We start from the raw sequence: 25,275 nt of genomic DNA, 5'->3' as shown, positions 1-25,275 counted from the left end.
AATAGGTGATAGAATATGTTAAAAAATATAATAATTGAAAATGTGAAAAATATTAAACAAACTATACTTATATCTAAAGCTGATTTAGTTAAATTTTATAAAGGTGCTGCTCTTGGTTATGCTTGGGCAGTTATAAGGCCTCTTGTAACTATTTTAGTTTATTTATTTGCGTTTCAAATGGGAATAAGAAAAAGTGGATATGTTGACGGTTTTCCATTTTTGTTATGGCTTATAGCTGGACTTGGACCTTGGTTCTTTATTAGTGATGCTATAGTTGGAGGCGCAATGTCTATAAGACAATATAGACATTTTGTTACTAAAATGAAGTTTCCTGTATCTACAATACCAACATTTGTATTATTATCAAAACTATATGTTCAAATAATGTTATTAGCTTGTATAGTAGTAATATTTATATTTTATGGATATTATCCTGATATATATTACTTACAATTCCTATATTATATACCAACAATGTATATATTCTTTTTAACATTATCATGGACATTATCATCATTATCAGTAATAAGTAGGGACTTTGAAAATTTAGTTAAGGCTGCAATTCAAGCGGTTTTATGGTTAACTCCAATACTTTGGAATATAAGAGGAATGTCTCCTACCATGCAATTCTTAATGAGATTAAATCCTGTAAATTATTTTATAGAAGGATTTAGAAATATATTATTATACAAGCAATGGTTCTTTATGGGGAAATATTCAATATATATTTGGATTGTAATTTTAATAACTGCACTTATTGGTAGCCATGTTTATAAGAAATTATATAAAGACTTTACTGATGTGTTATAAGGAGAAAAGTTATGGAATATGCAGTTGAATTTAAAAATGTAGTTAAAGAATATAAATTATATAAAAATGATAAGGACCGTTTTAAAGATTTATTTTGGGGTAAAAGATATACTCCGTTTAGAGCAATAGATAACCTTAGTATAGGATTACCAAAGGGAGAAGTTATAGGTATATTTGGTAAGAATGGTTCTGGTAAATCAACTATATTAAAGATGGTAACTGGTGTTGTATACCCAACTAGTGGTGAAATAATAGTTAATGGGACTGTTTCAGCTCTATTAGAGCTTACAGCAGGATTCGATGGAGAACTTACAGGAAGAGAGAATATTTTTTTAAAAGGATACTCAATGGGTCTTATAAGAAGTGAAATATCAAAGAAATTAGACGAGATAATAGATTTTTCAGAGCTTGGAGATTATATTGATCAACCGGTTAGAATGTATTCTAGTGGTATGAAAGCACGTTTAGGATTTGCTATTGCAGTAAATATTGATCCAGAAATATTAGTTGTAGACGAAGCTTTAGCTGTTGGTGATGAAATATTTAGACAAAAATGCATGAGAAGAATGGATAAGTTTAGAGATGAGGGAAAAACTATATTATTTGTATCTCACTCATTACCACAAATGAGAGCTTTTTGTACTAAGGGTATGTGGCTTAATAAAGGAAAGCTTTTAGCATATGGAGATATTGATGAAGTAGCTAATCTTTATAAGCATTATCTAAATGGTGTATCCGTTGAAGAAATTTTAGATCATATGGAAAAGTATAAAGATTTTGTTGAAATTAAACAAAGTTTAATAGATATAGATATGGCAGATGACAAGGTAGAATTTAAAGGCTATGTAGAAGTTAAGCCAGAAAATAAGAAATTTAAAATAAAAAGTATAACATTAAAACAAGATAATGAAGAATATGATTTTTCAGAAATTTCTTCTAAATATAATGAAAAAGACAATAGAGTTGAATATAATTGTTCAATTAAATTTAAAGAAATACCAAAGGGATATTTTACAACAGACTTACATTTAGATATTGATGGAGAAAAGTTTATAAGACAAATCTGGTGTATGAATAAATTTGGTCAATTTGTAGCTAAGGAAGATAATATATCTTTAATAATAAAGAATAACAGATTGAAAATAAAAAAAGATTAATATTAATAAGGATAACGTATTTTAGTGCGTTATCCTTATTATTTTAAATGATAAGGAATTATGATACAATTATAATAATTAAAAAGAAAAATATAAAGGAATTAATAATAGATTTAAATTTTATGGGAGTGATAAAATGATATATGCAGAGATATTAGCTGGTGGTAAGGGTACTCGTATGGGTAATACTGAAATGCCAAAACAATTTTTAAAGATAGGTAATAAGCCAATAATAATTCATACAATTGAAGCTTTCTTGTTAAATGAAAGATTTGACAAAATAATTATTACGACACCAAAACAATGGATACAACATACTAATGATTTATTAAATAAATTTGTTCCAGCGCAATTAAAAGAAAAAATTGCTGTATGTGCAGGTGGAACAGATAGAAATGAATCAATAATGAGTGGAATAAGATATATAAAAGAAAACTTTGGTATAAATGATGAAGACGTAATCGTTACTCACGATGCTGTAAGACCATTTTTAACTCATAGAATAATAAATGATAATATTGATTCTGCTTTAGAATTTGGTGCTTGTGACACAGTTGTTCCAGCATTTGATACTATTGTTGAATCAGTAGATGGTGACATAATAAGTGACATTCCAAGACGTGATTTTATGTATCAAGGGCAAACACCTCAAAGTTTTAGAATTAAAGAATTAGTTGAGTTATATGATTCTTTATCAGATGATGAAAAGAAAATCTTAACTGATGCTGCAAAGATATTTGTTGTAAAAGGTAAAAATGTTAAGTTAGTACAAGGAGAAGTTTTTAATATGAAAATAACAACTCCTTATGATTTAAAATTAGCTAATGCTTTAGTGAGGGATGATATAAATGATAAATAAGGTATATAGATTAATTGCTCCTAAGCAAATTACAGTTGAATTTGAAGAAAGAAGCTTAGATGGCGAAGGAATTATTGTAAGACCAACTAGATTATCAATATGTGCAGCAGATCAAAGATATTATACAGGAACTAGAGGGAAGGAAGCTATGAGAAAAAAACTTCCTATGGCTCTTATTCATGAAGGTGTTGGAGAAGTTATATATGATCCAAAGGGAGAATTTAAAGCAGGTGATACTGTTGTTATGATTCCAAATACCCCAACTCAAGTTGATAATGTAATAGCTGAAAATTACTTAAGAACAAGTAAGTTTAGAGCTAGTGGATATGATGGATTTATGCAACAATATGTATTTATGGGAAGAGATCGTATAATAAAATATGATAAGATAAACCATGATGTTGCTTCATTCTTAGAGCTTATAAGTGTATCAGCTCATTCCATAGATAGATTTGATAAAAAAGCTCATAAGAGAAGAAATAAAATTGGTATTTGGGGAGATGGAAATGTAGGATTTATAACTGCATTAATACTTAAAAAGAAGTTCCCAGAATCAGAAATAATAGTTTTTGGAAAAAATGAAGAAAAGCTAAACTTCTTCTCATTTGTAGATGAAACTTATCAAATAGATAATATACCAGATGACCTAAGAGTAGATCACGCATTTGAAGCTGTAGGTGGAAAAGGTAGTGAATATGCGATAGATCAAATAATTGATTACATAAATCCAGAGGGAGTAATTGCAATACTTGGAGTTTCAGAAAATCCAGTACCAATAAATACTAGAATGGTTTTAGAAAAGGGATTAACTATAGTTGGAAGTAGTAGAAGTGGAAGAGTTGATTTTCAAGAAGCTGTTAACTTTTTAGAGGCTCATGAAGATGCTCAAAATCAATTACAAAAGCTTATATCAGCAGTTATTGATGTAAGAGGAATTGAAGATATTGTAAAAGGATTTGAACATGACTTAACAACACCGTTTAAGACTGTTTTAAACTGGAGAGTTTAATATAAAAAGACCCTTTAAAAGGGTCTTTAAATATATATTAAAGTGAGGATTTTATAAATGAAAACATTAGAAAGAATTATACTAAAGTATCTTTTAAGAGTAGTATATTATATTTCTTATATAGTTCCTGTAAAAAAAAGAGTAATATTTGCAACGTATAGAAATGATACTATGAATGGTAATTTCAAATATATATATGATGAAATAAAAAGTAGAGATACAGATTATAAATGTGTATTTCTTTATGAAAAATTTAATAAAGGAATAAAAGGAATAATAACATATTTTTTTCATATGATGAAAGCAACATATTATATGGCAACTTCAGAATATTTTTTGATAGATGATTTTTATTTTCCAGTATATACAGTTAAAAAACTTAGGAAAAATACTGAAGTTATTCAAGTTTGGCATGCATGTGGTGCATTTAAGAAGTTTGGATTTAGTATATTAGATAAAAACTTTGGTGCAGATAATAATTATGTGAAATACATTCCTATTCATAGTAATTATTCACATGTATTAGTTAGTTCAAAGGAAGTAGCTAAATATTATGCAGAGGCATTTAATATGAGTGAAAATAACATAGATCCATTAGGAATACCAAGAACTGATATATTCTTTAATGAAGAGATGAAAAAGGATGCTAAAGAAAGAGTTTATAGCAAGTATCCTAACCTTAAGGGAAAAAATATAGTTTTGTATGCACCAACATTTAGGGGAAATAGTCAATCTGATGCTAAGATGGATATAAATTTTGATGTTGAAAGAGTAGTAAATGATTTGCCTGAAGGATATGTATTAGCATTAAAAATGCATCCATTTGTAAAAGATTCAATTAATATAGATAATGACAGAATAATTGATTTATCAGATTATGGAGCAATAAATGATATACTTATAATTACAGATTTACTTATAACTGATTATTCATCAATAGTTTTTGAATATTCATTATTAGAAAGACCTATGATATTTTTTGCAGATGATTTAGACTCATATGAACATGAAAGAGATTTTTATTATCCATATGAAAGTTTTGTGCCGGGTCCTATAGTTAAAAATACTGATGAATTAATAGAAGTATTAAATAATGATACTTGTGATTACGAAAAAATTAGAGCTTTTAAAAATAAGTTTTTTGATTATGTTGATGGGTTATCATCAAAAAGGTTCGTTGATAAGATAATTTTGAAAAAGGAAAATTAGGTGATTAAAGTGAAAAAAGTATTGTTTATATCATCAACTGGTGGACATTTATCGGAACTTATGCAATTAAAAAAAATATTTAATAGATATGATTATCACATAATTACAGAAAAGAATGATACTACATTAAAGTTAAAAAATGAATATGGAGATAGAATAGATTATTTAGTTTATGGAGCTAGAAACTATATGTTAAGTTATATGTTTAAGTTTCCATACAATATATTAAAATCATTATTTTTGTATTTTAAAATAAAACCAGATGTAGTAGTTACAACAGGTGCACATACAGCAGTTCCTATGTGCTACATTGCAAAGCTATTTAAAAAGAAAATAATATTTATTGAAACATTTGCTAGGGTAGAATCAAAAAGTATGTCAGGAAATATGATAAATAAAATTGCTGATGTATTTTTAGTTCAGCATGAAGAAATGACTAAAGTTTATGATAATTCTATATATAGAGGAGATTTGTATTAATATGATATTTGTTATTTTAGGAACTCATGAATTAGAGTTTAAAAGATTACTTCAATATTTAGAAGATATGGATATAAAAGAAGAAGTAATAATACAATCAGGAAATACTAATTTTACATCTAACAAATACAAGGTAATTCCTTTTCTAGATCAAAATGATTTTAATAAATATATTAAGGAAAGTACATTAGTAATAACTCATGGCGGGGTTGGATCTATACTTACTGCATTAAGGCATAAAAAGAAGGTTATAACAATGCCAAGACTTTCTAAATATAATGAGCATAATGATGATCATCAATTAGAAATATGCAATAAGCTTTCAAAAGAAGGTTATACAATGAATTGTACAGATTATGATTCTTTAAAAGAATTTATAGAAAACTATAATAAAATTGAATTAAGACCATATATATTTGATAATAGTAGACTTATAAATTTTTTAACAGAAACAATAGATAATATTTAATATAAAAGATACACGTAACAATTTTAAAGTTACGTGTATTTTTCATTTCGTATAAAATTTTTTATATAAGTAAAACTAATATATAAATGAATTATTTATTTGTATTAAATAATTTGATAATTATAAGTTGAGGAACTATTAATTATATAAGGAGAAACACTATGGCAAAAAACACTTTAATCACTATATTTGGTGAACATAATGAAAGTAGTTTAATATTGTTTAAAAAATATAAATTTAATAATATAAAAATAATAATAGATTCTAACTATGAAAATGAAAAGATAGATAAATTAATAAACATTTATAAACAATATAATAAAGATATGCATATAGAAATAATAAATAAAAAGGATATCAACTTAATAGATAATACAGGTAAGGAAGTTTTAAATTTAACTATAGATAATACTCTCGATGCTCTAAAATATTTAATTAAATGTATTGAATACAATATAGAATCTGTATATGTTGATATATCAAATAAAAGAGAGTATTGGTTTAAGAATGGAGTAGAGTTAATAGAGGAAGAATTAGCAGATTTAGATGTAGATGATATAATTGAGGCTAATGGAAATAATATAATATCTTATGAGTGTAAAATAAATAAAGATAATAATATAATAGATTTTACAAAAATAATACATAAAAATATTGATTTGTGGCATAAGTATAAGCAAAAATTATATGATACATCTTTATTTGAACATGATTATAATAATCCTCAATTAGTAAAAGTTAATTTATATAAATTAGATAGTAACGAAAAAAAGCTTTTATTAAATATAATTGATAAATTTAAAAAATTAAATTTAATAAAAGTAAGAGAAAATAATGATAATAGTATAGATGTAATTTTTTTAAATGATAAATTAAAAGCATTTATATTTAAAAGTGGCACTTGGCTTGAAATATTAACAGAAAGTGTAGTAAAAGAAATAAGTACAATTGATGATGTAAAAAGTGGCGTAGTTTTTTTGTGGAATGAGCCAAAAGGAAATATAAAAAATGAATTAGATGTCGTTGCGGTAAAAGACTCTATAATGGTTGTAATATCATGTAAGGATAGTTCAAAATACGATGAAAATACACTAAATGAATTAAAAGTATATAGCGATAAATTAGGTGGAGAAAACACCAAGAAAATACTTGTTGCAACAAAAAGACCAATAAAAACATCTATATTTGATAGAGCTAAAGAAATGGATATAAATATTGTAATACTAGACAAAGATTTAAATAAATTTAAAAAAGATTTAGAATTTATAATAAATAAAAAATAAAGTAACTAGATATTATCTAGTTACTTTATTTTTTTACCGATTGACTCACCCATATAAACTTTAGTTTCATAACCTAATTGTGTTTGTTTTAGTATATCACTATCAATTTTAACTGTATCTTTTTTTAGAAATAAAATTACTGTTGAACCACCAAATTTAAAGTAGCCTTTTTCATCACCTTTATTTACTTTTTTGTTTTCTTTATAAGATTGAATTATGCTACCAACACATGTTGCACCTACTTCTACATAAAGTATATTATCAAAATGATCAGATTTAAAAATTGACCATTCACGTTTATTTTGGCAGAAAAGTTTAGGTATTTTATCAACTGCTATAGGATTTACAGAATAGTAATTCCCTTTTATCTTATGATTTTTAAGTGGTATGCCTGAATCAACAAAATGATATCTATGATAATCGGTAGGACATAACCTAAAAATTAAACAAATTCCATTATCATAATTTTTTGCTATTTCAGAATCTCCTATTAGTTCTTTAAGGCTATAAGTTATTCCTTTTACTTGAACTAATTTATTCATGTTTATATTATCATAAGCAAGTAATCTTCCATCAACAGGAGACATTAACAAATTATCATTTGATGGGATAGGTCTTGCAGTAGGGATAACTTCCCTAGCAAAAAAGTCATTAAAGTTTTTAAATTCTTTAGGTGCTTTAGAATACATGCTCATATTTATATTAAAATTATCTATAAATTGAGGTATTTTCTTTTTACTTAATTTTGAATCGCAAAAAAAACCATATAATTTTGAACAAATTTTCTTTTTGACAATAAGTTCTGTAATACGTCTTCCAGAAGGGGATTGATAGCACCATTCTAAATATTTTATTCCGGCAACTTTTTCTTCTTCGTATGATTTTGTAGTTCTATTGTATACAAGTATCATATTTTACTCCTCTGTGAAATTTTATAAAAATTTTCTTAACAAATATAATAAAAGTATAGAGTAAAGTAATACTTAATGCAAGTTGAAGTAGTTTGAAAATTATAACATATTAACAAGCAATTGATATTATGTATAGAATAGGTTAAAATCAAATAGTGATTAAATTTTAAAGATTATTTTAATAATTTTAAATATATATAATTCGATTAGTTAAAATTATAACTTTTTAGTTTTGAGAGGGTTTAAATTTAAGTTAATGGAGGTACGTTTTTAAGGATGAAAAGATTAATTATTAATGACAAGGAAATCCAAGTTGCAGAAGGTACTACTATAATAGATGCTGCAAGACAAAATGGCATAAATGATATAGCGACACTTTGTTACTTAAAAGAATGTTCAAATATAGGTAAGTGTGGAGTATGTGCTGTTGAAATAGAAGGAAAACCAAATCTTGCTTTAGCTTGTATTACAAAAGTTGAAGATGGAATGGTTGTAAGAACAAATACTGAAAAAGTTCAAGAAAGAGTTAAGTCAAGAGTTTCTACTTTATTAAATAAACACGAATTTAAGTGTGGACAATGTTCAAGAAGAGAAACTTGTGAACTTTTAAAATTAGTTATAAAGAGCAAAGGAAGAGCTACAACACCTTTTTTACCAAAAGATAAGAGTGAATATATTGATGAAAGAAGTAAATCAATAACTATAGATAGAACAAAATGTGTACTTTGTGGAAGATGTCAAGCTGCTTGTAAATCAAAATCAGGTACAGAAGCTATAAAAATAACAAACATAGATGGAACAAGAATGGTAGCTCCAACAGATAATAAGTGTTTTGATGAAACAAATTGTTTATTATGCGGACAATGTGTTGCTGCATGTCCGGTAGCTGCATTAGAAGAAAAGTCACATATTGAAAGAGTTGAAGAAGCTTTAGCTGATCCAGAAAAACACGTAATAGTTGCTATGGCTCCAGCTGTAAGAACAGCAATGGGTGAATTATTCAATATGGGTTACGGAGTAGATGTAACAGGAAAATTATACACTGCATTAAGAGAATTAGGATTTGATAAAGTATTTGATATAAACTTTGGTGCAGATATGACTATAATGGAAGAAGCTACAGAACTTATTCAAAGAATACAAGCTGGTGGTCCATTCCCAATGCTTACATCATGTTGTCCTGCTTGGGTTAGACAAGTAGAAAATAGTTATCCAGAGCTTATAGATAATTTATCATCAGCTAAGTCACCACAACAAATATTTGGTGCTGCAACAAAAACATATTATCCAGAAATAGCAGATATTGATCCTAAAAATGTATTTACAGTTACTGTAATGCCATGTACAGCTAAAAAGTATGAAGCTGATAGACCAGAGATGGAAAATAACGGATTAAGAAATATTGATGCTGTTATAACTACAAGAGAATTAGCTAGAATGATAAAGGCAAGAAAGATAAACTTTGCTAAGTTAGAAGATGGAGTTCAAGATCCTGCAATGGGAGAATACACTGGTGCAGGAGCTATATTTGGAGCAACTGGTGGAGTTATGGAAGCTGCAATAAGAACAGCTAAAGACTTCGTTGAAAAGAAAAGTTTAGAAGAAATAGAATACCATGCAGTAAGAGGTTTAGATGGAATAAAAGAAGCTACAGTAAATATAGGTGGAAAAGATTATAATGTAGCAGTAGTTAATGGTTCAGCAAACCTTTATGAATTCATGGAAAGTGGAAGAATGAATAATAAAGACTATCACTTTATAGAAGTTATGGCATGTCCAGGAGGATGTGTAGATGGTGGTGGTCAACCACACGTAAGTGCTGAAAATAGAGAAAAGATAAATGTAAAAGCCGTAAGAGCTTCAGTTTTATATAATCAAGATAAAAACTTCAAGAAGAGAAAGTCACATGAAAATGAAGCTTTATTAAAGATGTATGAAACGTATATGGGAGAACCTGGACATGGAAGAGCTCATGAGTTATTACACTTAAAATATAAGAGAAAAGATAAATCTTCAGAAGAAATTGTATAATACTATATAATAAAAATGTATCTCATGCTATATTAAGTATGAGATACATTTTTTTATTTAGGGAGGAATTTATGAAGTTATTAGCAAGTGATTTTGATGGGACATTATTGGTTGATAAGGAAATACACAAGAGAGATCTTGAAGGAATAAAAACTTTACGTAAAAAGGGTCATAAATTTATTGTATCTACAGGTAGAACACTTTTAGGTATGGAAGAAGTATTTGATAAATATGATTTAGAATTTGATTATTTAGTTTTATGTAATGGAGCTTTAATACTAGATAAGGATAAAAATATAATAAAAAATAGTATGATTAATTTTGATAATGTTAAAAAGATTATAGAAGAATTTTCAGATGAAGAACAAACAGTAATTTATTTTGACAATGGAAATGGAATGAACTTAATAGATAATAAAAATACTGATTTAGAAAATATTGAAATGTTTGAAGAATTTAAAGTTGAAGTAGCTAAAAAGGAAGATATATTAAATTTAAAAAGTGGAGCATTAATTTTGAGTGTATTTGCAGCAGATGGATCTATAGAAAGAGCTGAAAAAATAAAGTCTAGATTAGTAGATATGTTTGGTGATGAACTTGGCATATTTAGAAATCAATTTTTTATTGATATAGTTTCTAAAGGATCATCTAAGGGAAATGGATTAAAAGAAGTTTTAAAATTAGAAAATAAAAACTTTGATGATATATATACTGTAGGAGATTCGTTTAATGATGTATCTATGTTTGAAATAACAAATAATAGTTATACATTTAATAGAGCAGAAGATGGTGTTAAGGCGTATGCAAAAAATCATATAGATTATGTTCATGAAATAGTAGATTACATAATAAAATAATAATAATAAAGTTAGTGCATAAATTAATGCACTAACTTTTTAATGTTGTTAAATTTAATTAATTCATAGTATCTAAGTATTCGTCATAAGACATTACTCTATCAACTATAGAACCATCTTCTTTAATATCTATTATTCTATTTGCAATAGTTTGTATAAACTCATGGTCATGAGATGCAAATAATAATACACTCTTATAATCTTTAAGACCATTATTTACAGCTGTTATTGATTCAAGGTCTAAGTGGTTTGTAGGTTGATCTAGCATTAATACATTAGCATTTGAAAGCATCATTCTAGATAACATACATCTAACCTTTTCTCCTCCAGATAAAACAGAAGCTTCTTTAAGAGCTTCTTCACCTGAGAATAACATTCTTCCAAGGAATCCTCTTATGTAGCTTTCGGATTTCTCTTCAGAGAACTGTCTAAGCCAATCTACTAATGAAAGATGGCAATCGTTGAAGAATTCTGAGTTATCTTTAGGGAAGTATGCTGTTGAAATAGTTATTCCCCATTTGTATGAACCACTATCTGGCTCCATTTCACCATTTATTATTTTAAATAATGTTGTAATAGCTATTTCGTTGCTTCCAACTAAAGCAATTTTATCATCTTTATTAACTCTAAAGCTTACGTTATCTAAAACTTTAACTCCATCTATAGTTTTTGATAAGTTTTCAACTATTAATATATCATTACCCACTTCTCTTTCAGGTTTAAATCCAACAAATGGATATCTTCTAGTTGATGGTTGAATATCATCTAAAGTAATTTTATCTAATAATTTTTTTCTTGAAGTTGCTTGTTTTGATTTTGATGCATTAGCACTAAATCTAGCAATAAAGTCTTGAAGTTCTTTAATTTTATCTTCTTTTTTCTTATTTTGTTCTTTAGCCATTTGAAGAGCTAATTGACTTGATTGATACCAGAAATCATAGTTACCAGTAAATATTTTAATTTTACCAAAGTCAACATCAGCTATATTAGTACAAACTTTATTTAAGAAGTGTCTATCATGGGATACAACAATGACAGTTCCTTCAAAGTTTATTAAGAATTCTTCAAGCCAATTGATTGATTTAATATCTAAGTGGTTTGTAGGCTCGTCAAGTATAAGTATTCCAGGATTACCGAATAAAGCTTGCGCTAAAAGAACCTTAACTTTTTCTCCACCAGTTAATTCAGAAACTTTTTTATAGTGCATATCAGTTCCTATTCCAAGTCCTTGAAGTAATGATGACGCTTCAGCTTCAGCTTCCCATCCATTAAGTTCAGCAAATTCCCCTTCAAGTTCTGATGCTTTGATTCCATCTTCATCAGTAAAATCAGGTTTAGCATATAGAGCATCTTTTTCCTTCATTATTTGGTAAAGTCTTTCATTACCCATTATAACTGTTTCTAAAACTTCAAATTCATCATATTGATAGTGATCTTGTTTTAAAACAGACATTCTTGTATTAGGAGCAATTGATACATCTCCCGTATTTGGTTCAACTTCTCCAGCAAGGATTTTTAAAAATGTACTTTTACCGGCACCATTAGCTCCAATTACACCATAACAATTTCCAGCAGTGAACTTTAAATTAACGTCTTCAAAAAGTTTACGTCCACCATATCTTAAACTAACATTTGATACAGTTATCAATCTTATTCTACCTCATTTCATAAATATATTTATTTGCCTATTATAACATATAAATTCAAATAAATACTATAATAAAATATTACTTATGTAAAATGCTTCAAAGCAAGTAAAAATAAAGCGTTAAAGCAAATGGAAGAAATGGATAAATATTATTGACAATGTTTTTATAGAAATGATAAAATTATCTTATAATTAAAGTTGTAGGTTGGAGAATGGTCATGAGATTCATTAACTTTATAAAAGGTTAATATAGCGTATGACTTGTTCGGATTTTATATATTTAGCCACATAGTTTTATACTATGTGGTTCTTTGTTTATTTAAAAATTTATAGAGTATTATCACATGAAAAGTATTTATTAATAACTAAAAATACAGTGTTATAATATAAAATATAAATTTAGATTAAAGAAGGAGAGTAAATAAAATGCAAAAAATGCAAAAAACTAACGCGATGAGAATTTTAGATAAAAATAAAATAGAGTATAATGCATTAACGTATGATGCATCAGATGGACATATAGATGGAGCTGCTGTCGCAGAGAAAACAGGTCAAGACCCTAAAACAGTTTATAAAACATTAGTTACTGTTGGAAATTCAAAAGAATTGTATGTTTTTGTTATTCCTGTATTAGAAGAGTTAGATTTAAAAAAATGTGCAAAGGCATGTGGAGAAAAGAAAGTTGAAATGATACATGTAAAAGATATAAATAAGCTTACAGGATACATAAGAGGAGGTTGTTCTCCTATAGGAATGAAAAAACAATATAAGACTTTTTTTCAACAAGAAGCATTAGAACTTGAAAAAATTGTTTTTAGTGGAGGAAAAATTGGGCTTCAAATAGAAATGAATCCTAATGATATAGAAAAAGCTATAAAAGTTGAATTTAAAGATTTAATAAAATAAGGACTACAAGTTTGTAGTCCTTTTAAATTACATATAAAAATACTGCAAGAAAATGACATAAAGTTCCTAGCATAATAAATATATGGAATATTTCATGAGTTCCAAATTGACCTATTTGAAATTTATTATCTTTAAAAGCATAGATTATACCACCTATTGTATACATAATTCCACCTAGAACTAATAAAAATAAAGCTTTTGGAATTAATACTTGTGATAATGGATAAATCGCAAAGATAGCAAACCAACCTATTGCTATATACATAACGCTTGATACCCATTTAGGACAAGTGACCCAAAACATTTTAAATATAATTCCAAGTATTGCTGAAATTAAAACAGCTCCAAAAAGAATAAATCCGACTTTATTATTAAGTGCGATTAAGCAAAATGGAGCATAAGACCCAGTAATAAGAACAAAAATCATTGAGTGATCTAATTTTTTTAATGTATATATAACCTTTTCAGTTGAAATTACAGAGTGATATGTTGCAGAGGCAGAATAAAGTAAAATCATACTAACACCAAATAAAATTACAGAAACTATGGTCATTAGGCTGCTATTTGTAATAATAGCTTTTATTATTAATGCTATTAGTCCAATTAATGAAAGACCAGCACCAATAATATGTGTTAAACCATTTAATGGTTCTCTTAAATATTTATACATAAATACCTCCTTTAATAAAGTAGTTTTTAAAACTACATGTTATAATATTATTATATGTTTTTATTTTGTGTTTGGTCAAAGTTATTATTTGCTTAAATTTTAAAATTAACACTTAATTTCCTTTAATAATATTGAATTATCTTATAAATACTATTATTATAAAAATATAGACATTTTAATATATAGTTTTTAAAACTACATTAGGAGAAACAAGATGGAATTTAAAGAATTAAATAAATTAATAGATGAATTACACTTAGAGAATAATATAAAATTAAATGATATACCTGAAATAGATTTATATATGGATCAAGTAATACAACTTTTTGAAGGAAAGTATAACGAAACAAAAAGAAATGAAGATGATAAAGTACTTACGAAAACAATGATAAATAATTATGCTAAGGGTAAACTTCTTATGCCTATAAAAAATAAGAAATATTCAAAAGAGCACTTAATACTTATGAGCTTTATATATAACTTAAAAGGCGCATTATCATTAACTGATATAAAAACATCTATAACTAATATAGTAGAAAATTTTAATGATGAAGAAAGATTAAATTTAAGAAATATATATGAAAATTATTTAAATCAGTACAATAGCGATATAGATAGTTTTAGAGAAGATGTTATAAAGAAAGAAACAATGGTTAAAAAAAAGGTAAAAGGAAATAACGATTTTGAAGAAAAGTTTTTGTTATTATGTTCTATGGTAAATATGAGTAATATGTATAGAAGATTAAGTGAAAAACTTATTGATGAGTTTTTTGTTAAAGAGGAGAATGATAAGTAATGAAAGGTGCAAGTGATTTAAAAAATCTTATAAATAGTATAGATGGTAGAGGATATAAAGCATATAAAACTTTAGAAGGAAATTATGATTTTGATGATTATATTTTATTTATAGATCATGTTCAGGGAGACCCTTTTGCTTCACCATCAAGAATTAGAGTGAGTATGAATAAAAATATTAATAAAATACCATATGAGTTATTTAATGAATATCATAAAAAAATAGCTGTTCAGGATTTTGTTGCTAGAGTTTTTAATCAATGCATAAATAAATTTGGAGAAAGGGTTATGGGTTCTGGTAAGAGTGGAATTATAAGTATTAGCAAATGTCCACAAGAAATTTTAGATAGAACAGCAGTTATTATAGATAAAGAAAAAATAGAAGTAAGATTTGAAATTGGTTTTCCTGCTAGAGGAAGAACTGTACTTGGTAAGGAACTTTATAAGATAATTTATGATTTTTTACCAAATATAGTTGAAAATAGTTTAAAGTATGAAAGATTAAATAAAGAAAAACTTACAAAAAGAGTTGAGCTTGTATGTGATCAACAATTTATAAGAAAAGAATTAAAAAGATTAAATTTAGTAGCTTTTGTTGGTAATGGGTCTATACTTCCAAGGGAAAGTGGAATATCAACTAAACCTTTAAAGTCAGCAAAAAGCTTTATATCACCTAAGGAATTAGAAGTAGAAATTAATTTGCCTAACAAAGGGTTAATAAAGGGTATGGGAATAAAAAAAGGTATATCTTTAATAGTTGGTGGTGGTTATCATGGTAAATCGACACTTTTAAATGCTTTAGAGCTTGGAGTATATAATCATATTGAGGGTGATGGAAGAGAATATGTAATAACTGACAATAGCGCTATGAAAGTTAGAGCAGAAGATGGAAGGTCTATAGTAAAAGATGATATATCATTATTTATAAATAATCTTCCAAATGGAAAAAATACTACAAAATTTATTAGTGAGAATGCTAGTGGTAGTACATCACAAGCTGCTAATATCGTTGAAGCAATAGAAAGTGATAGTAAGTTATTACTTATAGATGAGGATACATCAGCTACTAATTTTATGATTAGGGATGATATAATGCAAAAATTAGTTTCTAATGAAGAAGAACCTATAACACCATTTATAGAATTAGTTAAAGGGATATATGAGCAAAAGCAAATATCAACAATAATAGTTGTGGGTAGTTCAGGAGATTATTTTGATATAGCAGATTCAGTAATTCAAATGGATTGTTATGAACCAAAGGATGTAACTTTAAGAGCCAAGGAACTTGCAAAAGGATTAATACTTAAAAGGATTGAAAATAATGATTTAAGTATTAAAATAGATTTTGATAGAAAAATTTTAAAGGGAATAATACAAAATGGACCTAAAGGAGTTAAAATTAAAACTTTAGGAACTGATGGAATTAGCATAAATAAAGAAGATATAAATTTAAGGGCAGTTGAACAAATAGTTGATAAAGAGCAAGTAACCTCAATAGGATATATAATGAAATGGGCAGAGGATAATGCTATTGATAATAATTCAACTTTAAAAGAGGTTACAGATAAGATATTAAATAGAATAAAAGAAAAAGGATTAATATCAATTAATAATTCAAAAGGTGGAGCTTGCAATTTGGCTATGCCAAGAAGACAGGAAATAATGGCAGCTTTTAATAGATATAGAAAGCTTAAAATTAAATAATAAAGTATTTAGTTATATTTAACATAAATTTTGTAAATAATATTTATGATATGTAAGAAAAGGAGAGATTATAATGAGTGATGTTATATGTACATGTCTTGGAATAACAGATGACACTATAATTGAAGCAATAAAAAATGGTGCACATACTGTTGAAGAAGTTGGTGAAGCAACAGGAGCTGGCACTATATGTGGTAGTTGCCAAGATGAAATTCAAAGATTAATAGATGAAAATAAGTAGTTTAATAAAGTATCTAGCATTAATGCTAGATACTTTATTTTTATAAATAAAACATTTAGTAAAATTTATTATATTTCACACTTTTAAATTTAGTTTCTAATTTTATTATCATATAATATCAATATAGAACTAAAAGGTATAAGGAGGAAAGAATTATGAAAAGTTTAATTATCATATGCTTTATAGTAATTTTTTTAATAATTATTGGATTAATTTTTATAGGCAATAAATTTTATAATTTAGCTATAAATCCTAAAGTATCAAAAGATATTATTTTTAATTCTAAAGATGAAAAAAATGAAGAAAAATTAACAAAAGATAAAACAAGTGGTGAAAATGCAAAAGAAGATTTAAAGTGGTTTTTAAATGACTCAAATTATGAAGATATTTATATTAATTCATATGATGGGTTAAAGCTTCATGGATATAAGATTAAAAATAAAAATGATACAAATAAGTGGGTTATAACAGTTCATGGATATACGAGTGAAGGAAAACTTATGTCTAATTTTGCAAAACATTTTTATGAAATGGGATACAATTTATTAGTTCCAGATTTAAGAGGTCATGGAATGAGTCAAGGTGATTATATAGGAATGGGTTGGGATGATAGATTAGATATAATTAGTTGGATTAATTTTTTAAATGAAAATGAAAGAGATAATATAACAATATTACATGGAATATCAATGGGTGGAGCAACAGTTATGATGACATCTGGAGAAGAACTTCCAAGCAACTTAAAATTGATAATAGAAGATTGTGGTTATACTTCAGTTTGGGATCAATTTGCATATGAATTAAAAGTTTTATTTAAGTTACCACCAATTCCTTTTATGAACGTGGCAAGTTTAGTGTGTAAAATTAGAGCAGGGTACTTTCTAGGAGCTGCATCATCAGTTAAACAATTGGCAAAAGCAAAGGTTCCTATTTTATTTATTCATGGAGATAAGGATGATTTTGTTCCTTTTTATATGTTAGATAAAGTTTATAGTGCTGCTAATTGTAAAAAAGAAAAGTTAGTAATAAAAGGAGCTGGACATGCTAAAGCAGCTACAGTTAATCCTAAAAAATACTGGGAAACAGTAAGGGAGTTTATTGATAAAAATATTTAATAAGTTAAATAAAATATAAAGAATGGGGAGTAATGAACTTGAAATTAAAAAATAAAGAGTTAATAGCTAAAATAACGTTAATAGTAGCAATTATAGGAGAAGTTTTATGTGGAGGAATTATATTCTTTGATATTTATTCAGGAAAAAGTACATTTTCAGATCAAATCAAAAATATAATAGCTTTAATTGCAGTTATGATATATGGAATATATATTTATAGGAAATCAGTAAATAAAAGAAAAAAATAATTTTTTCTAAATTTAAATGGAGGTATTAAATGAAAAAGTTAAGTCATGGTTGTACCTTAGATTGTTTTGATTGTTGTAAGTTTAATATTTATGTAAATGATAGTAAAGAAATTAAAATAGAAGGTGACAAAAATCACCCATATACTAAAGGAATTATATGTAAAAAGGGATTAGCTCATCTAGATAGATTAAATCATAAAGATAGAATATACAAACCTATGATTAAAAGAGAGAATAAATGGATTGAAATATCTTTTGATGATGCATTGGATATTATTGCTAAAAAGCTAAAATATTATAAAGAAGAATTTTCTTCTAATTCAATATTGTATTATGAGCAATATGGTAATGGGTCTATTTTAAAAAGTATTGGGGATATATTTTTTAACTTTTATGGGGGAGTAAGTAAACAAAAAGGTGGACCATGTTGGAGTGCTGGAATTGCTGCACAAAAATTAGATTTTGGCGACTCAAGAAGTCATTCCTTAGAAGATATGCTAAACAGTAAAAATATATTTGTGTGGGGAAAAAATCCTGCAAATACAACAATTCATACTATGCAAATGATAAAAAAGGCAAAGGATAAAGGTGCTAAAATAATAGTTATTGATCCAATATATACAAATACAGCAAAGTTATCTGATGTTTATATACAAATTAAACCTGGTGGAGATGGTGCATTAGCATTAGCTATGGGAAAATTAATAATAGAAGAAAGACTTCATGATGATAATTATATAAAATCATATGTTTTAGGATTTGATAAGTATAAGAAATATTTAGAATCATTAGATTTCAATATATTATTAAATAAATGTGGAGTTAATTTAGATGATTTACATAAGCTTGTAAAATTATATACAGAAAGGTATTCAACTATACTTTTAGGATATGGAATACAAAAATATAAAAATGGTGGAAATACAATAAGAGCGATAGATACATTAGGAGCTATAACAGGGCAAATAGGAGTAAGTGGCGGTGGAGTTAATTATGCTAATAAAGTTTATCCATCAGTTTTAAATACAGATCCTTTTAATAGTGAAAACTTTTGTATCAATAGAAAATTTTATACTAGTGATATAGTTAGCTTTATAAATGAATCTATTAATGCTAATACATATTATAAAGATAATATTTATATTAAAAAACCTAAGATTAAAGATGACTTGACTAAAAGCAATGTTCTTATAAAGATGGCTGTAATAGTAAAGAGTAATTTATTAAATCAATTACAAAATTTAAACGGATTAAATAGTGCTATTGATAAAATAGATTTTAAAGTTTGCTTTGATATGTTTATGACTGATACTGCAAAAAGGTGTGATTTATTTATTCCAACAACAAGTACTTTAGAAAGCGAAGATTTACTTTATAGTTCAATGACTAATCCATATATAATATATAATGAAAAAGTTGTAGAGCCATTAGACAAAAGAATGGATGAATATGAATTTTTTAAGGAGTTAGCTAAAAAATTAAATATAAAAAATTATCCTTTTGTATCTAAAAGAGAATATATCGAAAAAATAATACAACCTCTTAATAAATATATAGATGATATATCTATAGAAAAAATAAAAAATAATTATATAACAATACATGATTCAGTTGCATGGAGAGATAAAAGGTTTTTAACTAAGTCGGGAAAATTTGAAATTAATTTATATAAAGAGGATTTTATTGAAGATAATAATAATAAATTTAGGTTGTTAACTAATCACAGCAGAGATACTTTATTTAGTCAACATATGATGGATAAAGAAGGAATATCAAAAGCATATATAAATGAATCTATGGCTAGTAATTTAAAAATAAAAAGTTATGAAGAAGTAACATTAAAATCTAAAAATGGAAGTATAAATGTAGAAATTATAATAGATAATTCTATTGCTGATTATGTTGTAATGATGTATGTAGGTTGGTGGACAAAACATGGAAATCCTAATTACATAACTGTTTCAGATATATCTGATATTGGTGGACAAATAACCTATAATGAGACTTTTGTTAGTATAGAAAAATAAATTTACTTAAAAATATATTTAAATTAGAACATTTATGTTTATGTATAAATATAATAAATTTAAAAATAATTTATTATAAGAGGTTTAAAATGAAAAATAGTAAGTGGATGTTAGTTAAGTTTAGAGGTGAATTAGGAAAAGTTTCTTTTTCAGATGAGGAAGTAAAAGATATAGCTAAAAAATTAAAAATAGATTTTTCAAAAGAAAAATTTGATTTTAAACAATTTAAAATGGGATTAGAAGTTGAACTTGAACATGGAACTAAATTTCCAAATACTAATGTTACAAATAATGATCCAATTCTTACAGGACAAATCGCTTTAGCTCATTTATTAGAGTTTCCTGATTATTATACAAGATTGAAAAAGTTAGAAGATGAGGCAAAAGATTATTGGAGTAAGAAAAAATAAAGAAAACCTTTGAGTAATATTTAAATTTTACTCAAAGGTTTTTTATTTTACAGTTATTACAAAGTTAATCATATTACAGAAATGAATATTTTTTTATAACTAATAGATACTAATATTGTAGAAAATTAAAGGAGATGATTATATGGCTAATTTAAATGAAGTAGAGTTACAAAACTTAAGACATTTAATTGGTGGTCATAGTACTGTTGAAAAGAAACTAGAAGCTTATGCACAACAATGCACAGATCCTCAATTAAAAGAAATGCTTAAAAAAGATTCTCAAGATGCAAAGGCAAGCAAAGAAAAACTAATGTCATTCTTAGGTTAGGGAGGTATATAAAATGCAAGAAAAAGAAATGATAAGCGATTATTTAGCTTCAATTAATGCTAGTTTATCAAAATATGGTGATATAATATCACAAACAGAAAATGAACAATTAAGACAGACAATTCAAGTAATGAGAAATCAAGATGAAGCTCGTCAATATGCATTATTCCAAAAAGCAAAAGAAAAGGGATATTATATTCCAGCTCAACAAGCAACTCCAGAAGAAATTAATACTGTAAAATCTCAATTATCTCAAGGATAATAAAAAATAAAGGAATAGAAATTTCTATTCCTTTATTAGTTAAAATATAATTAAGATAATCCTTATAAGATTACAAGTTATATTTTAAGTTATTTAATATTTAAATTTATTATTTATTAGAATAAGTTGTTAATGAGTTAGATAGAATACTATATTTAAATAGCTATACCAAATATTTTGGTATAGCTATAAATTTAAAATAAAACATATTTTTTTGATATGTCATTGAATCCACATTCTTTTAATGATTCAAATAAAAATATTTTAATTTCTAAACTTGAAATTATTCTATCAGGATTCTTTTTTATAAAGTTAGTAAGCTTAGAGTCAAAAGTTTTTCTTATATAGTTTATATCAGATTCATTTAATATTTTGCCACAATCGCTAAAAGCACTTTTAATGCTTGTAATTAGTTTATTAATATCAAAATTTTCTAAACGACCATCTTTTTTTATTATTACCATAGCTAAACCTCCCTAAATACTAATATTAGTATTTTATCAATTAAAAGAAAATATTCGCCATAAGAACTATAACAGGTAATGTTACTATAGTTCTTTCAATAAATAATATTATTAGATCTTTTATTCCAACAGGGATTTTTGATCCAAGTAAAAGACCTCCTACTTCTGACATGTATATAAGTTGAGTTACAGATATACAAGCTACTATAAATCTAGTCATTTCATTAGTTATTGTAGTTGCAAGAACTGAAGGTATAAACATATCTGCAAATCCAACAATTAAAGTTTGAGATGCGGCAGCAGCTTCAGGTACTCCAAGTAACTTTAAGAATGGAATAAATGGTATACCCATAACTTGGAATATAGAAGTATATTCTGCAATCATAAGTGCTATTCCACCCATAGCCATAACTATTGCAAGTACACCAATCCACATATCTAAAACATTTTTTATTCCTGATATAAAGAAATCTTTTGCATTAGTATTACTTTCAGCTTTTTCAACAGCTTTTTCAAGTCCCCAAGAAAATGGAGTATATCCACTAGGAATAACTTCTAGATTTTTTGAATCTTGTCCTCCAAAATAAGAATCTTCTTTTTTTGAAAGAGGAGGTATTCTTGGAATTATTATTGCTGCAACTATTCCTGAAAGTGTAACTGTTAAATAGAAAGGTAAAAACATATGAGCAAGACCAACTTGTGATATTATAACTAAACAAAATGTTATTGATACAGCTGAAAAAGTAGTTCCGATAACAGCAGCTTCTCTTTTAGTATAAAAGCCTTGTTCATATTGCTTTGAAGTTAAAAGTATTCCTATACTTCCATCACCAAGCCATGAAGCTATACAGTCTATTGATGATCTACCAGGAAGATTAAAAATAGGTCTCATAATCTTAGTAAGAAGAGAACCTACAAATTCTAAAAGACCAAAGTCTAAAAGCAAAGGTAGTAAAAATCCAGCAAATAAAAATACTGCAATTAATATTGGTAATAAATCATTTAAAACAAGTCCTCCTGTATTTTCAGACCATATAAATTCAGGTCCTATTTGAAAATAAGAACATATAATAAAAATCATTCCTAATATTCTAGCTACAAACCATAATGGTGATACATTAAATAAATTATTTAGATATTCATTTTTTACTAAAAATTTTGGTTTAAAAATTTTTATGATTATACTTCCAATAACAGATATCGATATTAAAATTAAAGCCATTAGTTTTAATAAATCAGTAAAATTTCCTTCTATAAAATTAGCAAGAAAAGCTATAGGAATTGTTACTTGACCATCAATTTTACAAGGTATCATAAATAAAGATATTCCTATTATAGATGGAATTAAAAATTTTAATAATGAATTTAACTTATATTTATTCATACAATTACTCATAAATTACACTCCTTTTATAATTTTATGCATTAAAAATTAATATTTATACACTATGTATATTAATAATACATCAAAAATATGAAAAAAGATAGTGGTTTTGTTAAAAATATTTATAAATATACATAAGAATATTATAAATGCATCCTTAAATATACAGGTTTAATATTAAAAAAATAATACATACTATTAGTATAAGAATGAAAGGAGTGCATTATAAATGAAAAGAAACGCTATTCAAAATGTAAGATGTTCTTTAGATGAATTAAAACAAGCAGAATCAATGTTAAATCATGCTGCAATTACTGTTGAAAAATCAGAAAACAAAAAAATGATAGAAGATTCATTATGTTCAGTACATGATACTATTAAAAAAATAGAAAATACAATTTCTAATTATCAAGAATAATTAGAAATAGGATTTTTTAATAAAAAATAAATAGGAATAAAGAAAGAACTATCATATTTATGATAGCTCTTTTTTTTATTTTATTCAGAATCTTCCCATTCCATTGATCTCTTAACGGCTTTTTTCCAACCTGAATAAAGTTTGTCAACATCTTTAGAGTCCATTTTTGGTTCAAATGTTTCTCCAATACATTTCATTTGTTTAATTTCACCTTTATTTTGCCAGAATCCAACAGCAAGACCAGCTAAGTAAGCAGCACCTAAAGCTGTTGTTTCTATGATTATTGGTTTTTCAACTTTTTTACCTATTAAGTCTGATTGGAATTGCATTAAGAATTTATTTCTACTTGCACCACCATCAACACTTAAAATATTTATTTCGCAACCCATATCTGAAACCATAGCATCTAAAACATCTTTAGTTTGATAAGCTATTGATTCTAAAGCTGCTCTTATTAAGTGATTTCTATTAGAACCTCTAGTTAATCCTAATATAGCACCTCTTGCATACATATCCCAGTAAGGAGCACCAAGACCAACAAATGCTGGAACAACATAAACTCCACCATTATTTTTTACTTTATTTGCAAAATATTCTGAATCGGATGCATCTGTTATAAGTTTTAATTCATCTCTAAGCCATTGAATTACAGCTCCACCAACAAATATAGAACCTTCTAATGCATACTGTACATTGTCTTTAGTGCTAGCAGCAATAGTTGTAATTAAGCCTTTTTTACTTTTAACTAGCTCATTTCCTGTATTCATCAATAAGAAACAACCTGTTCCATAAGTATTTTTAGCATCACCTTTTTCAAAGGCAGTTTGTCCAAATAATGCAGCTTGTTGGTCACCGGCCATACCTGCTACAGGAACTCTAATTCCACCTTCTCCACCAAGATTTGTGTATCCATAAATTTCAGATGAGCTTTTAACCTCTGGTAACATATTTTTAGGAATATTTAATTCCTTTAATAATTTATCATCCCATTTTAAATCTTTTATATTGAAAAGCATAGTTCTTGAAGCATTAGTATAATCAGTTACATGAGATTTACCATTTGTAAGCTTCCAAACAAGCCAAGTATCTACAGTACCAAAAAGTAAATCACCTTTTTCAGCTTTTTCTCTAGCACCTTCAACATTATCAAGTATCCATTTAATTTTTGTACCTGAGAAATAAGCATCAAGAACTAAGCCAGTAGTATCTTTAATATATTCTTCTAATCCTTTTTGTCTAAGTTCATCACATATAGAAGCTGTTCTTCTACATTGCCAAACAATTGCATTATATATTGGTGTACCAGTGTTTTTATCCCAAACGATTGTAGTTTCTCTCTGATTTGTTATTCCGATAGCTGCAATTTCATTTGGAGAAATATTACTTTTTGCTATAGCTTCTTGTAAAACACCGAATTGAGAAGACCAAATTTCCATTGGATTGTGTTCAACCCAACCTTCTTTTGGATAAATTTGAGTAAATTCCTTTTGACTAACTGCAATTATATTTTGGTATTTATCAAAAATAATTGCTCTTGAACTTGTAGTTCCTTGATCTAAAGCGATTACATATTTCTTCAT

At 26.4% G+C, this 25,275-nt stretch carries 27 protein-coding genes; 21 read left to right on the top strand and 6 right to left on the bottom strand.

The features are described 5' to 3' along the window. Positions 1–15 precede the first annotated feature (15 nt). The 8 genes from AC4FQ1_RS09555 to AC4FQ1_RS09520 all read left to right on the top strand — a co-directional run bounded on the left by AC4FQ1_RS09555 (position 16) and on the right by AC4FQ1_RS09520 (position 7,276). Entirely contained in the window at positions 16–810 is a 795-nt protein-coding gene (locus tag AC4FQ1_RS09555) for an ABC transporter permease (protein ID WP_491149286.1), read from the top strand. Between the two features lie 11 nt (positions 811–821). Continuing rightward, positions 822–1,967, top strand: a complete 1,146-nt coding sequence (locus AC4FQ1_RS09550) for an ABC transporter ATP-binding protein (RefSeq protein ID WP_491149284.1) — start codon at positions 822–824, stop codon at positions 1,965–1,967. 136 nt (positions 1,968–2,103) lie between these two features. Further along, complete coding sequence (locus AC4FQ1_RS09545; protein WP_303127224.1) at positions 2,104–2,826, top strand: IspD/TarI family cytidylyltransferase; 723 nt, start codon at positions 2,104–2,106, stop codon at positions 2,824–2,826. Continuing rightward, positions 2,816–3,835 (top strand): ribitol-5-phosphate dehydrogenase, encoded by a 1,020-nt coding sequence (locus tag AC4FQ1_RS09540; protein ID WP_491149281.1) that lies wholly within the window; start codon positions 2,816–2,818, stop codon positions 3,833–3,835. Before AC4FQ1_RS09545 ends, AC4FQ1_RS09540 begins: the two co-directional genes overlap by 11 nt. Positions 3,836–3,892: 57 nt before the next feature. Then, positions 3,893–5,044 (top strand): CDP-glycerol glycerophosphotransferase family protein, encoded by a 1,152-nt coding sequence (locus tag AC4FQ1_RS09535; protein WP_491169550.1) that lies wholly within the window; start codon positions 3,893–3,895, stop codon positions 5,042–5,044. Positions 5,045–5,053: 9 nt separating this feature from the next. Beyond that, complete coding sequence (gene pssD / locus AC4FQ1_RS09530; protein ID WP_303127231.1) at positions 5,054–5,524, top strand: PssD/Cps14F family polysaccharide biosynthesis glycosyltransferase; 471 nt, start codon at positions 5,054–5,056, stop codon at positions 5,522–5,524. Between the two features lies 1 nt (position 5,525). Next, complete coding sequence (gene pssE / locus AC4FQ1_RS09525) at positions 5,526–5,993, top strand: PssE/Cps14G family polysaccharide biosynthesis glycosyltransferase (RefSeq protein WP_491169549.1); 468 nt, start codon at positions 5,526–5,528, stop codon at positions 5,991–5,993. Positions 5,994–6,154: 161 nt separating this feature from the next. Then, positions 6,155–7,276, top strand: a complete 1,122-nt coding sequence (locus AC4FQ1_RS09520; protein ID WP_303127235.1) for a Card1-like endonuclease domain-containing protein — start codon at positions 6,155–6,157, stop codon at positions 7,274–7,276. Between the two features lie 20 nt (positions 7,277–7,296). On the opposite strand, the gene AC4FQ1_RS09515 is transcribed toward AC4FQ1_RS09520, so the two are convergent. Beyond that, entirely contained in the window at positions 7,297–8,187 is an 891-nt protein-coding gene (locus AC4FQ1_RS09515) for a phosphatidylserine decarboxylase (protein ID WP_491149276.1), read from the bottom strand. Between the two features lie 276 nt (positions 8,188–8,463). Here AC4FQ1_RS09515 and AC4FQ1_RS09510 point away from each other — a divergent pair, with 276 nt between their 5' ends. Both AC4FQ1_RS09510 and AC4FQ1_RS09505 read left to right on the top strand, forming a co-directional pair. After that, positions 8,464–10,218, top strand: coding sequence for a ferredoxin hydrogenase (locus AC4FQ1_RS09510; protein WP_491169548.1), 1,755 nt, complete (start codon positions 8,464–8,466; stop codon positions 10,216–10,218). Positions 10,219–10,289: 71 nt separating this feature from the next. Further along, the gene (locus AC4FQ1_RS09505; RefSeq protein WP_303127241.1) at positions 10,290–11,075 is read left to right on the top strand and encodes an HAD-IIB family hydrolase; all 786 of its coding nucleotides are present in this window, start codon (positions 10,290–10,292) and stop codon (positions 11,073–11,075) included. 58 nt (positions 11,076–11,133) lie between these two features. On the opposite strand, the gene AC4FQ1_RS09500 is transcribed toward AC4FQ1_RS09505, so the two are convergent. Continuing rightward, positions 11,134–12,723, bottom strand: a complete 1,590-nt coding sequence (locus AC4FQ1_RS09500) for an ABC-F family ATP-binding cassette domain-containing protein (RefSeq protein ID WP_303127243.1) — start codon at positions 12,721–12,723, stop codon at positions 11,134–11,136. Between the two features lie 426 nt (positions 12,724–13,149). Here AC4FQ1_RS09500 and ybaK point away from each other — a divergent pair, with 426 nt between their 5' ends. Next, positions 13,150–13,629, top strand: a complete 480-nt coding sequence (ybaK, locus tag AC4FQ1_RS09495) for a Cys-tRNA(Pro) deacylase (protein ID WP_368410140.1) — start codon at positions 13,150–13,152, stop codon at positions 13,627–13,629. Between the two features lie 22 nt (positions 13,630–13,651). On the opposite strand, the gene trhA is transcribed toward ybaK, so the two are convergent. Next, a complete protein-coding gene (gene trhA / locus AC4FQ1_RS09490) occupies positions 13,652–14,299 on the bottom strand; it encodes a PAQR family membrane homeostasis protein TrhA (RefSeq protein WP_303127245.1) in 648 nt (215 codons plus the stop codon). A gap of 214 nt (positions 14,300–14,513) precedes the next feature. Here trhA and AC4FQ1_RS09485 point away from each other — a divergent pair, with 214 nt between their 5' ends. The 9 genes from AC4FQ1_RS09485 to AC4FQ1_RS09445 all read left to right on the top strand — a co-directional run bounded on the left by AC4FQ1_RS09485 (position 14,514) and on the right by AC4FQ1_RS09445 (position 21,429). Further along, a complete protein-coding gene (locus AC4FQ1_RS09485; protein ID WP_303127247.1) occupies positions 14,514–15,095 on the top strand; it encodes a DUF1836 domain-containing protein in 582 nt (193 codons plus the stop codon). Next, positions 15,095–16,798 (top strand): ABC-ATPase domain-containing protein, encoded by a 1,704-nt coding sequence (locus AC4FQ1_RS09480; protein ID WP_491169547.1) that lies wholly within the window; start codon positions 15,095–15,097, stop codon positions 16,796–16,798. Before AC4FQ1_RS09485 ends, AC4FQ1_RS09480 begins: the two co-directional genes overlap by 1 nt. A gap of 73 nt (positions 16,799–16,871) precedes the next feature. Then, entirely contained in the window at positions 16,872–17,039 is a 168-nt protein-coding gene (locus AC4FQ1_RS09475; protein ID WP_303127251.1) for a (2Fe-2S)-binding protein, read from the top strand. A gap of 155 nt (positions 17,040–17,194) precedes the next feature. Continuing rightward, positions 17,195–18,154, top strand: coding sequence for an alpha/beta hydrolase (locus AC4FQ1_RS09470; RefSeq protein ID WP_303127253.1), 960 nt, complete (start codon positions 17,195–17,197; stop codon positions 18,152–18,154). Between the two features lie 38 nt (positions 18,155–18,192). Continuing rightward, entirely contained in the window at positions 18,193–18,402 is a 210-nt protein-coding gene (locus tag AC4FQ1_RS09465; protein WP_491169546.1) for a hypothetical protein, read from the top strand. A 29-nt stretch (positions 18,403–18,431) separates the two neighbouring features. Then, a complete protein-coding gene (locus AC4FQ1_RS09460) occupies positions 18,432–20,429 on the top strand; it encodes a molybdopterin-dependent oxidoreductase (protein WP_491169545.1) in 1,998 nt (665 codons plus the stop codon). A gap of 89 nt (positions 20,430–20,518) precedes the next feature. Beyond that, the gene (locus AC4FQ1_RS09455) at positions 20,519–20,839 is read left to right on the top strand and encodes a DUF5661 family protein (RefSeq protein WP_491149263.1); all 321 of its coding nucleotides are present in this window, start codon (positions 20,519–20,521) and stop codon (positions 20,837–20,839) included. 142 nt (positions 20,840–20,981) lie between these two features. Further along, on the top strand, positions 20,982–21,167 hold the full coding sequence (locus tag AC4FQ1_RS09450; protein ID WP_303127261.1) for a hypothetical protein: 186 nt from the start codon (positions 20,982–20,984) through the stop codon (positions 21,165–21,167). 13 nt (positions 21,168–21,180) lie between these two features. After that, the gene (locus AC4FQ1_RS09445) at positions 21,181–21,429 is read left to right on the top strand and encodes a spore coat protein (RefSeq protein WP_303127263.1); all 249 of its coding nucleotides are present in this window, start codon (positions 21,181–21,183) and stop codon (positions 21,427–21,429) included. Between the two features lie 194 nt (positions 21,430–21,623). On the opposite strand, the gene AC4FQ1_RS09440 is transcribed toward AC4FQ1_RS09445, so the two are convergent. After that, positions 21,624–21,893, bottom strand: a complete 270-nt coding sequence (locus AC4FQ1_RS09440; protein ID WP_303127267.1) for an ATP cone domain-containing protein — start codon at positions 21,891–21,893, stop codon at positions 21,624–21,626. 40 nt (positions 21,894–21,933) lie between these two features. Then, a complete protein-coding gene (locus tag AC4FQ1_RS09435) occupies positions 21,934–23,289 on the bottom strand; it encodes a YjiH family protein (protein WP_491169544.1) in 1,356 nt (451 codons plus the stop codon). Between the two features lie 217 nt (positions 23,290–23,506). On the opposite strand from AC4FQ1_RS09435, the gene AC4FQ1_RS09430 reads away from it, so the two are divergent. After that, entirely contained in the window at positions 23,507–23,695 is a 189-nt protein-coding gene (locus tag AC4FQ1_RS09430; protein WP_303127271.1) for a hypothetical protein, read from the top strand. 80 nt (positions 23,696–23,775) lie between these two features. Here AC4FQ1_RS09430 and glpK read toward each other — a convergent pair whose 3' ends face one another. Beyond that, positions 23,776–25,275: a glycerol kinase GlpK gene (glpK, locus tag AC4FQ1_RS09425; RefSeq protein ID WP_491169543.1), complete on the bottom strand. Its 1,500-nt coding sequence runs from the start codon at positions 25,273–25,275 to the stop codon at positions 23,776–23,778.

The sequence above is a fragment of the Clostridium sp. TJA020 genome, assembly GCF_058310295.1.
The sequence above is the reverse complement of the archived record's forward strand: the minus strand, read 5'-3'. Positions and strand labels throughout refer to the sequence as shown.

Coding starts and splice junctions, on each gene's coding strand:
- AC4FQ1_RS09475 (WP_303127251.1), top strand. CDS start 16,872: ATGAGTGATGTTATATGTACATGTCTTGGAATAACAGATGACACTATA.
- AC4FQ1_RS09515 (WP_491149276.1), bottom strand. CDS start 8,187: ATGATACTTGTATACAATAGAACTACAAAATCATACGAAGAAGAAAAA.
- AC4FQ1_RS09540 (WP_491149281.1), top strand. CDS start 2,816: ATGATAAATAAGGTATATAGATTAATTGCTCCTAAGCAAATTACAGTT.
- AC4FQ1_RS09550 (WP_491149284.1), top strand. CDS start 822: ATGGAATATGCAGTTGAATTTAAAAATGTAGTTAAAGAATATAAATTA.
- AC4FQ1_RS09510 (WP_491169548.1), top strand. CDS start 8,464: ATGAAAAGATTAATTATTAATGACAAGGAAATCCAAGTTGCAGAAGGT.
- AC4FQ1_RS09470 (WP_303127253.1), top strand. CDS start 17,195: ATGAAAAGTTTAATTATCATATGCTTTATAGTAATTTTTTTAATAATT.
- glpK (WP_491169543.1), bottom strand. CDS start 25,275: ATGAAGAAATATGTAATCGCTTTAGATCAAGGAACTACAAGTTCAAGA.
- AC4FQ1_RS09440 (WP_303127267.1), bottom strand. CDS start 21,893: ATGGTAATAATAAAAAAAGATGGTCGTTTAGAAAATTTTGATATTAAT.
- AC4FQ1_RS09535 (WP_491169550.1), top strand. CDS start 3,893: ATGAAAACATTAGAAAGAATTATACTAAAGTATCTTTTAAGAGTAGTA.
- pssE (WP_491169549.1), top strand. CDS start 5,526: ATGATATTTGTTATTTTAGGAACTCATGAATTAGAGTTTAAAAGATTA.
- AC4FQ1_RS09435 (WP_491169544.1), bottom strand. CDS start 23,289: ATGAGTAATTGTATGAATAAATATAAGTTAAATTCATTATTAAAATTT.
- AC4FQ1_RS09460 (WP_491169545.1), top strand. CDS start 18,432: ATGAAAAAGTTAAGTCATGGTTGTACCTTAGATTGTTTTGATTGTTGT.
- AC4FQ1_RS09555 (WP_491149286.1), top strand. CDS start 16: ATGTTAAAAAATATAATAATTGAAAATGTGAAAAATATTAAACAAACT.
- AC4FQ1_RS09450 (WP_303127261.1), top strand. CDS start 20,982: ATGGCTAATTTAAATGAAGTAGAGTTACAAAACTTAAGACATTTAATT.
- AC4FQ1_RS09480 (WP_491169547.1), top strand. CDS start 15,095: ATGAAAGGTGCAAGTGATTTAAAAAATCTTATAAATAGTATAGATGGT.
- ybaK (WP_368410140.1), top strand. CDS start 13,150: ATGCAAAAAATGCAAAAAACTAACGCGATGAGAATTTTAGATAAAAAT.
- AC4FQ1_RS09545 (WP_303127224.1), top strand. CDS start 2,104: ATGATATATGCAGAGATATTAGCTGGTGGTAAGGGTACTCGTATGGGT.
- AC4FQ1_RS09455 (WP_491149263.1), top strand. CDS start 20,519: ATGAAAAATAGTAAGTGGATGTTAGTTAAGTTTAGAGGTGAATTAGGA.
- AC4FQ1_RS09445 (WP_303127263.1), top strand. CDS start 21,181: ATGCAAGAAAAAGAAATGATAAGCGATTATTTAGCTTCAATTAATGCT.
- AC4FQ1_RS09430 (WP_303127271.1), top strand. CDS start 23,507: ATGAAAAGAAACGCTATTCAAAATGTAAGATGTTCTTTAGATGAATTA.
- AC4FQ1_RS09520 (WP_303127235.1), top strand. CDS start 6,155: ATGGCAAAAAACACTTTAATCACTATATTTGGTGAACATAATGAAAGT.
- AC4FQ1_RS09485 (WP_303127247.1), top strand. CDS start 14,514: ATGGAATTTAAAGAATTAAATAAATTAATAGATGAATTACACTTAGAG.
- AC4FQ1_RS09505 (WP_303127241.1), top strand. CDS start 10,290: ATGAAGTTATTAGCAAGTGATTTTGATGGGACATTATTGGTTGATAAG.
- trhA (WP_303127245.1), bottom strand. CDS start 14,299: ATGTATAAATATTTAAGAGAACCATTAAATGGTTTAACACATATTATT.